The organism is Acinetobacter sp. ANC_7588, from assembly GCF_056783995.1.
Genome location: NZ_JBWYIU010000003.1, coordinates 91,599 through 106,732, shown reverse-complemented (window position 1 = coordinate 106,732; position 15,134 = coordinate 91,599). Strand labels below are relative to the sequence as shown.

Sequence of the window (15,134 nt, the reverse complement as noted above, 5' to 3'; positions counted from 1 at the left end):
TCGGTGGGCTTTTTTATTGTCCCAAATACTGATATTTTGTCATTAATTATCCTTTTTATAACGACTTCAATCACATGCTGTTAAGTAATTTAGAATCTGTACCTGGTCATCAAATTCAACAACAATTTGACGTGGTATATGGTAGTACCGTCAGAAGTAAACACGTTGGACGTGATTTACTCGCAGGACTTAAGAATATCGTCGGTGGAGAACTTACCGCATACACGGAATTACTTGAAGAGTCTCGTCAAGAAGCAATGAACCGTATGATTGATAAAGCGCGTGGCTTAGGGGCGAATGCGATTGTCGGAATTCGTTTCTCGACTTCCAATATTACCCAAGGTGCTTCCGAATTATTTGTTTATGGCACAGCTGTGTATGTCACACCGAATGCACCTAAAATTCCTGATCCATTCACCTCTTAAGGATTCGTTATGGATGGTATCATTTTTCAGGTGGTTATCTTTCTCATCCTATTTTGTATTGGATTTGGATTTGGTCGCTATAATGAACAAAAGCATCTTAAGCAACTTGATGAACAAGAAGCGCGCTTAGCTTATATCAAGTTAGATAGTCAGCGTTTTAAAACTTCTGAAAACCATGGACAAATGATCAGCAGTAATGTTGTGATTTCGCATGATTATTTTAAGTTTGTACTTGCGCAAATCCAAAATTTCTTTGGTGGACGCTTACGTAGTTATGAAAGTATTGTTGAACGTGCAAGACGTGAAGCTATTGTTAGACTTAAACTTGAAGCTGAAAAAATGGGCGCAACTGAAATCTTAGGGTTAAGACTCAGCACCACAGATTTAGGACTTCAAGGTGGAATGGTTGAAGTATTCGCTTACGGAACTGCTATACAAAAGAGAGACTAAAAGTCTCTCTTTTTCTTTACAGGTATGTAGTAGTCACTCAAGCCCTATACTTTATTTGAGGAGTCTTCAAACCCCTTATCGCTCGCATGATCATTGAGATAGAAAACCAGACATAGTTGATAAAATTTTTCTCATCGATACGCGGGTCACGATCATTAAAAATTACTTTACTTTCATTTTTCGGATCATTCGATACAGTATTGCTGGTGATAATCGTGAAATAAAGACGCCTAATTTTTCTTTTGCCCCACCCACGATAATATACTCATCCCCTTTCAATAATGCCTGTACGGTTTGTTTAGCAAATTCCTCTGCTTCTAAACCATTTTCAATAGCCTCATCTTGATAACCTTGGGGCTTTCCTTCACCGTTTAAAGCGTTAAAGGATACATTGGTTTTCACGAATCCCGGGAAAATTACCGAGACACCCACACCATCTTGCGCAACTTCAGCACGTAAGCTATTCGCCCACATATGAATCGCACCTTTGGCTGCCGAATAAGTCGCACGATATTGTGTGCCCAATAACCCAGCTACACTTGAGATAAAGGCAATTCGTCCTGACTTTTGTTGCTGAAAAGTCGGTAAAACCGTTTTGGTTAAAAAAACTTGAGAGAAATAGTCAACTTCCATGATCGCACGTTCAGTTTGCATGGTCGTGTCTTTAATTAATGCACGTTGTGATAGACCTGCATTATTGATTAACCAATCAATACGTCCCTTTTGTTGGAGAACTTGTTCATAAGCATGACGAACTTGTGATTCATCTGTGATATCCGCTTTAATGGAAATATGTCGTTCTGGGTGTGCCAAAGACTGTCTTACCGTTTCCAGCTCTTCAAAACGACGAGCCGTCAATATAACCTGTGCCCCTAAGCTGGCACATTCAGCAGCCAACGCTTTACCAAGACCCGATGATGCACCTGTAATCCACACCACTTTCTGATCAAGCTGTTCCAACTTTGCCATTCCCTTTATCCTTATGGTTTAAGCATTTAATTTTGCTTTTTGCTGTCCTTCATTATCAAGAAAAACCAAAAAATGGTCAAAGTACTTCACGATACTTTGTGCATCATGAATTTTGCTTAAATTTTCAAATCGCTTATACCCTAATCCTGTGGTCAAACTGATCACACCATTTAAGGTTTTATCCACCACCATATTAAATTTCAGCATTTTTTTAGGTTCACGAATTAAGCTCGTAACGCCTTGATCAACCACTTTAGTGAAGGCTTTTAAGCCGGGAGCAACATATTGATTTTGACCTTCACGCATACGTTCTGCACAGCCCAGTAACTCATTCACAATAACTTTTTCAACTGGGTATGAAATATAGTATTTTCCATCTTGTTCATACATCAAACTTTGTACATGATTCACCATAGGCGTTAAGCGATCATTACCAAAAAAAGATACTGACCAAGGCATGTATTTCAAGATTGCATCTTGCACTTGTTTCAATACTTTTGCTGAGTCTTGATCCTTTGCATTAGAATCTTTGACCAGTGTGCCAAAGGCTTGATCAATAATCTCACAAGCAATTTTGGACAGATTATCTCCAAGAATTTTAGCTTGCGCTTCACGATCTCCTGCATTGAGTTTTTGGTGAATGGTTTGATATTGCTGATAAGTTTCAGGTTGTAAGCGCAAAGAAATAGTATAGGTCATGCGATTGTTATCCTTTATTGTCAGGCCGATTCCGCGAGTTGACGCTGGCTTTAGTGCTATTCAAAATCAATTACTGTTCGATTGTGTGGGATTTGAAACGAGAATGCATTTGCTTAACGTGCCTCTCCATGCATTTTTTTTGCTACAATAGATGCAATTTTTTATCTACTTTTGATCTGTTCGAACTATGACTGATTCAGCGCAAAATATTGCTACAACCTACGATCCGACCGAGATCGAGAAAAAATGGTACCAAACTTGGGAAGAACGCGGTTACTTTAAGCCGTCTGAAAAAGGCGAGTCTTTCTGTATCATGATTCCGCCACCAAACGTCACTGGTAGCTTGCACATGGGTCATGGTTTTAACAATGCCATCATGGATGCTTTGACACGTCATAAGCGTATGTCAGGTTTTAACACGCTTTGGCAACCAGGTACTGACCATGCGGGTATCGCAACGCAAATGGTTGTAGAGCGTCAGTTAGGTGCGCAAGGCGTAAGCCGTCATGACTTGGGTCGTGATAAATTCATCGAAAAAGTATGGGAATGGAAAGAACAATCTGGCGGTAATATTACCCGTCAAATTCGTCGTTTAGGTTCGTCTGTTGATTGGTCACGTGAACGCTTTACCATGGATGAAGGTTTATCAAATGCTGTGAAAGAAGTGTTTGTAAAACTTCACGAAGATGGTTTGATCTACCGTGGTAAACGCCTTGTTAACTGGGATCCTAAATTACAAACTGCCCTTTCTGACCTTGAAGTTGAGTCTGATAAAGAAGAACAAGGTTCATTGTGGCACTTCAAATACTTCTTTGAAGATAAGTCACTTCGCACGCACGATGGTAAAGATCATATCGTTGTGGCAACGACTCGTCCTGAAACATTATTAGGTGATACAGCGGTTGCTGTTGCGCTTGATGATGAACGCTATGCAGCTTTAGTTGGTAAGAACATTATCCTACCGATTACAGGTCGTGCTGTTCCAATCGTTAAAGATGAATATGTTGACAAAGAATTCGGTACAGGCTGTGTAAAAATCACCCCTGCACATGACTTCAATGACTATGAAGTAGGTAAACGTTGCGAATTGCCAATCATCAACATCTTCAACAAAAATGCTGAAGTGTTGGCTGAGTTTGAATACATTGCGAAAGCCGGCGAGCAAATTTCTAAAACTATCCCTGCACCTGCGGACTATGTTGGTTTAGAGCGTTTTGAAGCGCGTAAAAAGTTAGTAGAGCAAGCGGAAGCTGAAGGCTGGTTAGACCAAATTCAACCGTACACATTGAAGCCACCTCGCGGTGACCGTTCAGGTGTAATCGTTGAGCCATTATTAACAGACCAATGGTATGTGAAGATTGCGCCACTTGCTGAACCTGCAATTGAAGCAGTTCAAGATGGCCGTATCAAGTTCGTACCTGAGCAGTACAGCAACATGTACATGGCTTGGATGAACAACATTCAAGACTGGTGTATCTCTCGTCAATTGTGGTGGGGTCACCGTATCCCTGCTTGGTACGATGCAGAAGGTAATGTTTACGTAGGTCGCAACGAAGACGAAGTTCGTGCGAAAAACGGTATTGCTCCTGAAGTTGAATTGAACCAAGACGAAGACGTATTGGATACATGGTTCTCATCTGGGCTTTGGACATTCTCAACTTTAGGTTGGACGGGTGACGAAGCGAAAGATAAAGAAAACTACTTCTTAAATACCTTCCACCCGACTGATGTGTTGGTCACAGGTTTTGACATCATCTTCTTCTGGGTTGCTCGTATGATTATGCTTACGATGCACTTCATGAAAAATGAAGATGGTACGCCACAAGTGCCGTTCAAAACTGTGTATGTACACGGTTTGGTACGTGATGGCGAAGGTCAGAAGATGTCTAAATCTAAGGGTAACGTACTTGACCCACTCGATTTGATTGACGGTGTTGATCTTGAAACTCTAGTACAAAAACGTACTACAGGTTTGATGAACCCGAAGCAAGCGGCGAAGATTGAAAAATCAACCCGTAAAGAATTCCCTGAAGGCATTCAATCATACGGTACAGATGCGGTTCGTTTCACATTCTGTGCGCTTGCAAACACCGGCCGTGACATTAAGTTCGACATGAAACGTGTTGAAGGTTACCGTAACTTTGCCAACAAAATCTGGAACGCAACGCGTTTCGTGATGATGAACTGCGAAGAGCAAGTGATTGGTCAGGAAGTTCGCCAAGATCTTTGGGAATTGCCTGAACAATGGATCGTAAGCCGTCTACAAAAAGCGGAACAAGCAGTGCAAACAGCATTTGCAACCTACCGTTTAGACTTGGCTGCACAAGCGATTTACGAGTTCATTTGGAATGAATACTGTGACTGGTATGTCGAGCTGACTAAGCCTGTTCTAAATGATGAAAATGTATCGGTTGAGCGTAAAGCTGAAGTACGTCGTGTGCTTCTTTCAGTAATGGAAGCGTCTTTACGTTTGGCTCATCCGTTGATGCCGTACTTAACAGAAGAAATCTGGCAGACACTAGCGCCAAAACTGAACATCGTTGGCGAAACAATTATGCTTGCACAGTACCCTGTTGCTGACCAAGCGCTTATCAATGAACAAGCTGAAGCAGATATGCAATGGCTGCAAGGTTTGATTGGGGCGGTACGTAATATCCGTGGTGAGATGGGCTTAGGTAATGCTCGCTTGTTGCCTGTTCTGCTTCAAAACACGACGGATAGCGAGAAAGCGCAAATCGCACGTATTGAACCGTTGTTTAAAGCATTGGCTAAAGTTGAAAGCATTACCTTCCTAAGCGATGCTGAACAACCGCCATTGTCATCTTCTTCTGTTGTAGGTCATGTGTCTGTATTCGTTCCAATGAAGGGCTTAATTGACCCTAAAGCGGAATTGGGTCGTTTGCAAAAAGACTTAGACAAAGTTCAGAAACAGCATGACCAAATTGCCAACAAACTTTCTAACGAAGGTTTTGTGGCGAAAGCACCTGCTGCTGTGGTTGAAGGCGAGAAAGTAAAACTTGCTGAGTTTGCTGACCAATTAGCGAAGATTAAAGCGAATATGGAGCAGATTGCGGCGCTTTAATTAGATGAATATTTAACTTAATTTTAGTATAAAGGGCTGATTATTCAGCCCTTTATTTTTAATATCGATTGCATTACATATTAAAGCCTATAAAATAACCTCTCTAAAAATTTAATCTAACAAAGAGGCGTATGAATTCAGAATTTATAAAAACAGTTCAAAAATTTTTAGGGATTATTAGTTTTATTTCGGCAATAGTTCTAATTTGTCTTTATTTATTTTTCTCATATCTTCTGAGTTCTGATCCTTTTTCATGGTCTAAGACTTTTTACTCATTAGGAAAAGATGTATCAAATGCATTAATCCCAACTTGAATAATTTTGTCTGTATCTTTATTGCTATTAAAATCATTAACAGATTTTTTTGAAAATCAACGTGATGAAAAATTAATTGATGATATCGCTCGAAGAACATTAGATGAAGTCAAACCATACTTTAATAATGATTGGAAAACTCAAGATTTCTTCAAAAATAAAAATTGGAAACTCTTATTTCAACATCATAAAAAGGTTACGGTCGTCACGCATTATTTTGATTCTTGGATATCTAGTCACTCAAAGACATTAGAGGCTTTTTTAAAAAAAGGAGGTGAATTAGAATTTATCCTTCCCGATGAAAACAATAATGAACATCTTAAAATTATAGCTAGCCGTTTCAATAAGTCTCCTATGGATATAAAAACTAAAATTAACAACTGTAAAACAAAATTGGATGGCATCCATAAAAAAGTGAACAAGAAAGGAACGATAAAAATCATTTATAGCACCAAATTTCACTGGAACTTCTTTATGCTTTTCGATGAAAAACTACTCATTATTTCCCCCTATGAAGGAAATGTGGATGTTTCAAGTGACTCTCCTGCTTTAGAATTTTCTTTATCTAAGAATGATCAAGTTAAAACATGGATTTTAAAGGAAATTGAGAGTTTACGATCATAGAAACCCTCACTCCAGCTCTCTCCCATAGGGAGAGGAAGCATCATTTGATTTAATATCTGCAGGATTTTCACATTAGGGCTCCCTCTCCTTTTAGGAGAGAGTTAGGGAGAGGTAGACTATAAAACTTGATGCCCCAACAACATGTCCAACCCACGCTCTTTCCCCATATACATGAGTCTCTGCTTTTCCGCTTTCAGCTGTTTCTTCGCAGCAGACACATCCGCATTAATCTACCAATATATGTTCCGGAGATGGAGAGCTCCAGAACAGAAAGGCTCATTATGTTGACGTATCTGCTGGCTTCATCTCTCCTCGCTTCAATTAAGGAAATGTATAATCGTTATCAAGAACCCACCATTAGAAATTCTTTATTATTCGAGTCCACATAGATTTATTTAAATTTCCATGTGTAATCAACATTCAAACGTGTTTCATCACCAGGACGAAATGCTTGACCTACTAATGGTAGATCACTGCGATAACGTGTATGACGTAAACGCAGATTCAAACCTTTCAATGCTCCTTCATTAAAATGATAACTCAATTCAGTATCTAAAGCTCTTTGCTTGTAATCCTCATCAACTAGTTTTGAAAGATCAATATCAATACCCTTGGAGTAACGAGTCATAAATTTAAGACCACTCAATGGTGTATCTTTGAAGTCATAATCGAAACGTGCGCTATAAACACGTTCATCTTTATTACTGAAATCAGCACTCATCGAGTCTAAGAATACTGCTGGCTCACTTCCAGCTAATGTAGGCATAGCAGTATCACCAAAAGACTGCATATATCCAAGACTTAGAATACCGTTACCTCGCTGGAATCCAAATAAACCGCCTAGATGTTGATTGTCGATTTTACCTGCAAGGGATTGACCAGAATCTTCACTCACAAACAAACGTAGGTCACTCACCAAATGAGCAAAGCCTATATCGTGCTTCATTTTAGTGCCAACAAAGCTTTGCTGATAGACATCGTGAAGATTGGCATGGAAGACCTGAGTATTGATGTTCTCACGCAGCTTATATTCACCACCTAACATATATAAACCCGAAGATGCGGCGGCTTGATCGAAACGACCGTTTGGATTACCTACACGAATTTTTTCAAAGTCAGTTGAGTCACGCTGATTGACGCGATCTACATATAAGCCATGCAGTTTTAAGTTTTCGATTTCATTTATTTGTAGATGTGTACCACGGTAGTTTTGTTGAAATAAACGTGCAGGAGATGAAAACAGCACAGGGAACATCGGGGTTAAGGTACCAGTATGAACAGTTGAATTGCCTACTTTGGCTTTCGCTGTCCAACGAATTTCACCGTATTGATCAATTTTACCAGATGAACTTACAGGTAATAATCCAGAGCCTGCATAGTCATCAGCTCGACTACCCGCCAAATTAAAACCAGCAAGCGCTGTAATATCTAGACCTACACCCACTAGACCTGGCGTGTATCCTGAATTTGCTTTTAAAATAAAACCTTGTGCCCAATCACGTGCAGCATTTACAGGGTCATTTTCTTTATAATCACGATCAAAATAAAAATTTCGTGCAGTTAAGTTTACAGATGAGTCGTCAATAAAAGAATTTGCATGTGCGGTATAGCAAAAACCAGATGCAATCGCCCCTAAAAATAGAACAGATAATTTCATGCTATTTTCCTTAGATTTATAAATTAGTTGAATATTCAAATAATGTTTGTGATTTTGAAGGGTCATCTGCCTCATTGACTTGGGTGATGAACCCCAAGCCATTGATAACTAAACCTTCTTTTTTAAGAATTGATTGCTGCTTTAGAAATGCACAGCGCTTCATTCATTTGAATTTGATTCAAAAATTAAGCTGTCACCAATCTCGCTCTTTTATATTGACGATAACTGATGAGTAACATGATGAATCCAGTACCAAATAGCATTGCTGCAACAAGGTATAGATTTAATGGTGAAATGCCTAAGTCTAAGAAATAGCCTGCAAGTAAAGGTGCCATGATTGCGCCAATACGTCCCATACTGATTGCAAGTCCTACGCCTGTGGCACGAATTTCAGTTGAATATGTAACCGTTGAAAGTGCATATAGACCCGCAATACAACCATTGGCCATCATGCCGATTAACACACCAATCCAAAGTGCATAACTATATACATGAGCAAATGAAATGAAGATCAAGATACTGACTGCAGTCGCAGATAAGAAGATTGCAAGAATTTTATGAATTTGGAACTTAGAACTAATGGTACCCATTAAGATCGCACCAAGAATTCCTCCAATATTTAGGAAGGTTCCCAAATTCACACCTTGTTCAACACTCATGCCAGCCATAGCTAAAATTTTTGGCGTCCAACTCAAAATGAAATAGAAGCCAGCCATGACTGTAAAGAATGCCACCCAAATGCAGATTGTTTGACTTGCCAACTCAGGTGAGAATAACTTTTTGAACGAAGTCTTCTGTTGCGTTGTTGAAATGACAGGCAATTGAGTTAAAGCTGGTAAGCCAATTTTTTTGCTTAACTGATTAATTTTTTCTAAGGCTTTTTTAGGCTGTTTTACAACTAAGTACTCTAAAGACTCTGGCAAAACGAATAAGCAGATCACCAACACTGAAGTGGTAAGTAAACCGCCAAATAAGAATACGCTGCGCCAGCCATGTGAAGCTGTAAGATGGTACGCAACAATGCCACCTAATACTGCACCAAGCGCATAACCCATAGATAACAAACTTACAGATAAGCTTTTCCATCGTTGTGATGAAAATTCATTTGCAACCACACTGGCATTGGTCAAAATACCACCAATACCTAAACCTGTTAGTAATCGGCATGCTGCCAACTGATACGGATTTTGCGTCAGTGCACTGAGTAGCATACCCATGCTACAAATTGCTAAACAGATCAAGATCAGATTACGTCTACCAATTTTATCTGCCTTGGGCGCAATTAAGAATGAACCTAAAGCCATTCCAATAAAACCAATACTCAGCAATAAACCTAGAATTGATCCTGATAATTGCCAATCTGCTGAAACAGCTGCGGCAGTAAAAGCCATGACCATAACGTCATAGCCGTCTACAATATTGAGTAAGATACATAAACCAACAATGAACCATTGATATGCGTTCATTTTTTTCTGTGCTAATTGTGTTTTTAAATCCATCTTCCATTCCTTGAACTATTTTTTTACATCTATGTAAACCTCAGCCTAGCTGAGAAATTCTAGTCATCATTCCATTCTGACAACTAAGTAAACCATTAAGATTTAAAGACAAAATCTTTACGCTTACTTATTTCAGTTCTTTTTCCATACTTTTTCAGCAATAAATACGAAGCCATCAAACAAAGCTCTTGCCGTTCGGATAAACCCACTCCCTTTAATTTTTCCTGTGTGATCTAATCGCAGTAGCACATCAAAATGACCCGATGGGTGTAAGATCGCCATGCGTTTTTCTTTGGTTTCCTGAGGTAATTTCGCGATTCCTTCGGTAACACTTCCGCTCATGGCACAAGCGCTCGCGACGCTGATTGCAGCAAATACACCAATACTGTTATGACATTGATGCGGAATGAAAAATCGCGTATTGATGCATCCTTCAGTCTGTGCAGGAGAAATCAAGCACATCTTGGGAATGGTTTTATGGCTCACATTGCCCAGATTCATCAATTTTCCTGCTTTTAAACGAATTCTTTCCAGTTGTTGCTTAAGATCTTCGTTTCGATCTAATTCTTGTTTACTCTCATAGCCCGTACAGCCCAGATCTGTTGCATTGATCAAAACAACCGGCATTCCATTGTCTATACATGTCACCTGTATGCCATCGATACAATCAATGCGTTTATCTGTAGGTAATAGTTTTCCACAGGTCGAACCTGCGATGTCTTCAAACTCTAAAATGATTTCTGCGGCTGGCTGAGGTACACCATCGATATAAGTCGAGCCAGCATAATCAAGTTCAGCGTTTGGTGTATTTACAGTAACCTTTGCAAATTGTTGAGTATTTTCCATAAATACTGTGACAACAGTTTGACCATCTTGTGGAACAATCAAACCTCGTTCAATTGCAAAGGGCACCACGCCGGCCAGAATATTGCCACAATTTTGCCCATAATCTACTTTTGCTTGATCCACACTCACTTGAGCGAACAAATAATCGAGATCTGTATGACTGCGCTCAGATTTTTTGACAATGGCAACCTTACTCGTGAGTGAATTGCCACCGCCAATACCATCAATTTGACGCGTGTCTGGCGAGCCCATTACGGCAAGTAAAACTTGATCACGTAACGCTGGCTCGTCAGGTAAATCTTGCGAAAGGAAATACGCCCCTTTAGAGGTTCCCCCTCGCATCAACATACATCGAATTGGAGTCTGCATTTTTAAACATCCAGATCTTCTAGGCGATCGACATAGCACAAACCTTTTTCTGCTAAACGCGGTCGCATCCCGTAGATATCTAAGCCAAGTTCGCCCTGAGCCATTCTCAGGCGTTTCGCCTCTTCAAGCTCCATTCGCGTTAAACTTTTCTCACAAATGTCTTCAGCCTGTTCTCTTGGAACAACAACGACACCGTCATCATCGGCAACAATGACATCCCCCGGACAAACCAATTGTTCAGCACAAATGATAGGTACATTGACTGAGCCTAAGGTTTCTTTGATCGTGCCTTGCGAGAAAATTGAACGTGACCACACGTAAAATCCCATCTCACGCAAAACCTGACTATCACGAATTCCGATATCTCCGACCAATCCAATGACGCCACGCGCTTTCATAGATGTCGCCAAAAGATCTCCAAAAAAACCGTCTTGGCAAGGTGAACTCGGTGCAACCACAATGATGTCTCCCGGCTTGCATTGCTCAACCGCAACGTGAAACATCCAGTTATCTCCAGGTGCAACCCAAAGCGTTACCGCAGAACCCGTAATACACACCCCTTGCTGTATAGGTCTGATACGGGGTGCCATTAAACCAATGCGCCCCATCGCCTCATGTACCGTTGCGACGCCACAATGTGCCATTTGATCAATCACCGCTTGGGGCGCACGATCAATATGACGAACAACGACACCTTTTAATCCGAGTGATTTCATTCAAGGCTCTCCGTCACACGCGGGAAGATACTTTGATAAGCCTCGCCATAGATAATATTTTTAGCAGCTGTAATACCAATATTGCGCTTAGCTTGAACCCCACGTTGTAATGCAACACGTGTGTAGTATTCCCAAAGATGTTCTTGACCTTGCATACATTGAATAGCTTTGTACTTGGTGTCCCATACGCTTGTGATGTCTAATAAAACATCTGGCTTCCAATTACATTGCTCAGGTTGATGCGGTTCAAAGCAATAAAATGGTGGTGCAGCGATCACTTTTTCTCCAGGATTATGACCTTCTGCCTGCGCTATAATGCGTGCTTCTTGCGCAAGATGTGCAGCACGTGGATGATCATAATTATATGGATCGTTTAAAGAGTGACTTAAAACAAAGCTCGGCTGGAGACGACGGTAAATTTCAGCAAGCTTAAATAAAATGTCATGATCAGCTTTTAATGGATAGTCCCCTAAATCGAGGAACTCAATACTCGCTCCAAGTACTTCTGCGGCATCTCTTGCTTCTTGTTCACGTACTTTTTTTACTTTATCTTCAGTCATGTTCGGTTGACGCCACAATTTCGCCGACTCACCACGCTCTCCATATGAAAGGCACACAATATGCATTTGAACGCCCTGTTCTTTATGTAATGCAATTGCTCCGCCTGCACGCCATACAAAATCTGCCGAATGTGCGCTAATTACTAAACCTGTTTTCTGCGTAGTCATGATTAATCCTTTGAACATTTCCATATGTTTACATCGTGGCATGGGAAGGTAGGCAGTGAACAATTCAATTGACTTTTCAGCACATGAGTTTTATTTATAGGGTAAGATCACACAATAGTTAGAATTAGATTTTGAAAGACATAAATTCAATAAATATCATGCAAATGCGATTCTTCATTGAGGTCGCTAAACATCAAAATATTTCTAAAGCTGCGGAGAATCTATTTCGGACTCAATCTGCAATAACACGAGGGATACAAGAACTTGAAAAACAATTAGAAGTGCAACTATTTGAGCGTCACCCTCAAGGCGTCTTACTCAGTGCGACTGGGCATTACATTTTGGCGCGTGTGCAAAATGGTATATGTTACTTACAACAGATTCCTGCCCTGCTGAAAGAGAGTTTGAAAGACACGAAAGTTCATGGCTCATCAGAACCCTTTTTCCTTTACAACCAACAAAGACTAAAAATATTTTTGACTCTATGCCTGACTAAAAGCATGCGAAGTACAGCACAGCTCTTACAAATCACGCAACCCGCAGTCAGTGCAGCCATTAAAATTTTAGAACAATCTTTAAAAGTTGAATTATTTGAACGAAGTACAACAGGCATAAAGGAAACTCCGTTATGCCAATTAATCAAAACGCAGGTTCAATTATGTCTCAATGAGTTTAGACCTTTACGAGATGAGATTTCTTCATTTAAAGGTCAATTGCAGGGGGTTGTACATGTTGGCGCATTGCCTTTGATTCGTGCAGATATTTTACCCCAAGTCATGGGGCACATGACTATCGCACATCCAGGTATTCATTTCGTCACCAATGAAAGTGCTTATGAAATCTTAAGTGCCCAATTACGCGTTGGCGATATCGATTTTATTATTGGTGCCATACGCCCTGATCAAAGTATTCCTGATTTCAAACAACATATTCTTTTTTCGGAAGATATGATTATTGTGCTGGGTAAGCAGCATCCGCTATTACAGAACTCACTGAACCATATTCAACTGAACGCATTACTGGAATTTCCATGGATATTGCCACGTGCACATACGCCCTCACGTGAAATGATTCAAAGAAGCTTTGAACAACTAGGTTTTGAGGCACCATTACCAACCGTCGAAACAGGCGATCATGCTCTGATCAGAGGACTCCTTCAAACATCTCATCTCATCGCAATTGTGTCGCGCTCGCAGATGCAACATGAATTACAACATGGATCTATTGTGGAGTTACCAATTAAACTCCCTGATACCGATAGGAAAATCGGCATTAGCTATCGGAAACATGCGATTTTAAGTACAGCAACGCAAATTTTCTTGGATCAAATCTTAACATTTACCCCAAAATATAAGCATGCTTAATTGCGTAATAATTATACTTTCTTTGCAGCAATTTTGACGGCAAATCTTTAAAATCAGAAGTTAATTTTTTGGGGGAGTATATAAGTAAAAATCATACCTTGTTTAACTAATATGATTAGCCATCTCATATATAAAACCCAATAATTTGTTCAATGGAAAGACATATAGGGATATTAAAGTGGCAAAAATTATTGGTGGAATTGGCAGTTCTCATGTACCCACAATTGGTCTTGCTTACGACAAAGGCAAACAAAATGACCCTGCGTGGCAACCTTTATTTGATGGCTATAAACCGATCGCACAATGGCTAATCGATAAAAAAATTGATGCATTGGTATTTTTTTACAATGATCACTGCTCTACCTTCTTTTTTGACTTCTACCCAACATTTGCCTTAGGGGTTGGCGAGTCTTTCCCTATTGCAGATGAAGGGGCTGGACCACGAAACCTGCCTGACATTCGTGGCGATGTAAAACTTCAGGCTCATATTGCCGATTGCTTAGTCAATGATGAGTTTGATTTAACAATATTTCAAAATAAAGCCCTTGATCATGGCTGTGCCGCACCATTACCACTGTTATGGTCACCAACACCAGACTGGCCAGGCGTTGTCATTCCAATTGCAATCAATGTCTTGCAATATCCACTACCTACAGGATTACGCTGTTATAAGTTAGGCCAAGCGATCAGAAAAGCAATTGAGACTTATCCTGAAGATATCAATGTTGCTGTTGTTGGTACAGGCGGACTTTCTCATCAAATTCATGGTGAACGTACGGGCTTCAACAATACAGAGTGGGATCATGAATTTCTAGAATTACTCGAACATGATCCTGTAGCGCTCACCAAGTTAACGCATAAAGATTATATCGAGCGTGGCGGTGCTGAAAGTGTGGAACAAATCATGTGGTTGGCCATGCGTGGTGCACTTGGAGATCATATTGAGAAAAAACATCTCAACTATTATCTAGCAACAACTACAGCCATGACTGCGGTACTTTACGAAGTTATTTAGATAAGGAATGTTAAATGAATCAACAGCTCAATGGAATTGAAACTGTGCCTGGCACCTATGTATTTGATCTCATCGTGAGTAATCGAAACCTTAAAATTAATACGTTTTTTTGGTATATGACCAAGCTAAATTGGCGTGAACGTTATCATTTAAATCCCAAAGCACTCATGGATGAAGCTGGTCTAACTCATGATGAACAGCAGATGATCCTGAATGAGGATTGGTTGGGCTTAGTACAACATGGCGTAAACTTTTTCGTGTTAGAGAAATTTGCTCGAGTGGCGAAGAAAAGTAATATGGAAGTCTATGCCATTATGCGTGGTGAATCTTTAGAAGAGTTTCTAAAAACGCGTCAGGTTCCTACATTAAAATAAGGG

General features: G+C 40.1%; 14 protein-coding genes. 7 read left to right on the top strand and 7 right to left on the bottom strand.

Going from position 1 to position 15,134, the window contains the following annotated elements; all coding sequences use genetic code 11:
• Nucleotides 1–74: 74 nt before the first annotated feature.
• Both AC1M9J_RS04300 and AC1M9J_RS04295 read left to right on the top strand, forming a co-directional pair.
• Nucleotides 75–425 carry a YbjQ family protein gene (locus AC1M9J_RS04300; RefSeq protein WP_092766864.1) on the top strand — a complete coding sequence of 117 codons (351 nt, stop codon included), beginning with the start codon at nucleotides 75–77 and terminating at the stop codon, nucleotides 423–425.
• 9 nt (nucleotides 426–434) lie between these two features.
• A complete protein-coding gene (locus AC1M9J_RS04295; protein WP_092766865.1) occupies nucleotides 435–875 on the top strand; it encodes a YbjQ family protein in 441 nt (146 codons plus the stop codon).
• Nucleotides 876–1,037: 162 nt separating this feature from the next.
• Here AC1M9J_RS04295 and AC1M9J_RS04290 read toward each other — a convergent pair whose 3' ends face one another.
• Nucleotides 1,038–1,844 (bottom strand): SDR family NAD(P)-dependent oxidoreductase, encoded by an 807-nt coding sequence (locus AC1M9J_RS04290; RefSeq protein ID WP_481595833.1) that lies wholly within the window; start codon nucleotides 1,842–1,844, stop codon nucleotides 1,038–1,040.
• An 18-nt stretch (nucleotides 1,845–1,862) separates the two neighbouring features.
• Nucleotides 1,863–2,543, bottom strand: a complete 681-nt coding sequence (locus AC1M9J_RS04285) for a hypothetical protein (RefSeq protein ID WP_035266700.1) — start codon at nucleotides 2,541–2,543, stop codon at nucleotides 1,863–1,865.
• Nucleotides 2,544–2,730: 187 nt separating this feature from the next.
• On the opposite strand from AC1M9J_RS04285, the gene AC1M9J_RS04280 reads away from it, so the two are divergent.
• Nucleotides 2,731–5,625, top strand: coding sequence for a valine--tRNA ligase (locus tag AC1M9J_RS04280; RefSeq protein WP_481951956.1), 2,895 nt, complete (start codon nucleotides 2,731–2,733; stop codon nucleotides 5,623–5,625).
• Nucleotides 5,626–5,945: 320 nt separating this feature from the next.
• Nucleotides 5,946–6,563 (top strand): hypothetical protein, encoded by a 618-nt coding sequence (locus AC1M9J_RS04275; RefSeq protein WP_481951955.1) that lies wholly within the window; start codon nucleotides 5,946–5,948, stop codon nucleotides 6,561–6,563.
• Nucleotides 6,564–6,954: 391 nt separating this feature from the next.
• Here AC1M9J_RS04275 and AC1M9J_RS04270 read toward each other — a convergent pair whose 3' ends face one another.
• The 5 genes from AC1M9J_RS04270 to AC1M9J_RS04250 all read right to left on the bottom strand — a co-directional run bounded on the left by AC1M9J_RS04270 (nucleotide 6,955) and on the right by AC1M9J_RS04250 (nucleotide 12,378).
• Nucleotides 6,955–8,220 (bottom strand): OprD family outer membrane porin, encoded by a 1,266-nt coding sequence (locus AC1M9J_RS04270; RefSeq protein WP_481612931.1) that lies wholly within the window; start codon nucleotides 8,218–8,220, stop codon nucleotides 6,955–6,957.
• 185 nt (nucleotides 8,221–8,405) lie between these two features.
• Entirely contained in the window at nucleotides 8,406–9,719 is a 1,314-nt protein-coding gene (locus AC1M9J_RS04265) for an MFS transporter (protein WP_163171827.1), read from the bottom strand.
• Nucleotides 9,720–9,851: 132 nt separating this feature from the next.
• Complete coding sequence (locus tag AC1M9J_RS04260) at nucleotides 9,852–10,934, bottom strand: 4-oxalomesaconate tautomerase (RefSeq protein WP_163171829.1); 1,083 nt, start codon at nucleotides 10,932–10,934, stop codon at nucleotides 9,852–9,854.
• 2 nt (nucleotides 10,935–10,936) lie between these two features.
• The gene (locus AC1M9J_RS04255; protein ID WP_163171831.1) at nucleotides 10,937–11,650 is read right to left on the bottom strand and encodes a 4-carboxy-4-hydroxy-2-oxoadipate aldolase/oxaloacetate decarboxylase; all 714 of its coding nucleotides are present in this window, start codon (nucleotides 11,648–11,650) and stop codon (nucleotides 10,937–10,939) included.
• Nucleotides 11,647–12,378, bottom strand: a complete 732-nt coding sequence (locus tag AC1M9J_RS04250) for a PIG-L deacetylase family protein (RefSeq protein WP_163171833.1) — start codon at nucleotides 12,376–12,378, stop codon at nucleotides 11,647–11,649. The genes AC1M9J_RS04255 and AC1M9J_RS04250 overlap by 4 nt, the downstream gene beginning before the upstream one ends.
• 158 nt (nucleotides 12,379–12,536) lie before the next feature.
• Here AC1M9J_RS04250 and AC1M9J_RS04245 point away from each other — a divergent pair, with 158 nt between their 5' ends.
• From AC1M9J_RS04245 to AC1M9J_RS04235, 3 genes are all read left to right on the top strand, one after another.
• The gene (locus AC1M9J_RS04245; protein ID WP_163172745.1) at nucleotides 12,537–13,742 is read left to right on the top strand and encodes a LysR family transcriptional regulator; all 1,206 of its coding nucleotides are present in this window, start codon (nucleotides 12,537–12,539) and stop codon (nucleotides 13,740–13,742) included.
• Between the two features lie 178 nt (nucleotides 13,743–13,920).
• The gene (locus tag AC1M9J_RS04240) at nucleotides 13,921–14,757 is read left to right on the top strand and encodes a gallate dioxygenase (RefSeq protein ID WP_481951954.1); all 837 of its coding nucleotides are present in this window, start codon (nucleotides 13,921–13,923) and stop codon (nucleotides 14,755–14,757) included.
• A 14-nt stretch (nucleotides 14,758–14,771) separates the two neighbouring features.
• Nucleotides 14,772–15,131, top strand: coding sequence for a protocatechuate 3,4-dioxygenase (locus AC1M9J_RS04235; RefSeq protein WP_163171837.1), 360 nt, complete (start codon nucleotides 14,772–14,774; stop codon nucleotides 15,129–15,131).
• The last annotated feature ends 3 nt before the right edge of the window (nucleotides 15,132–15,134 follow it).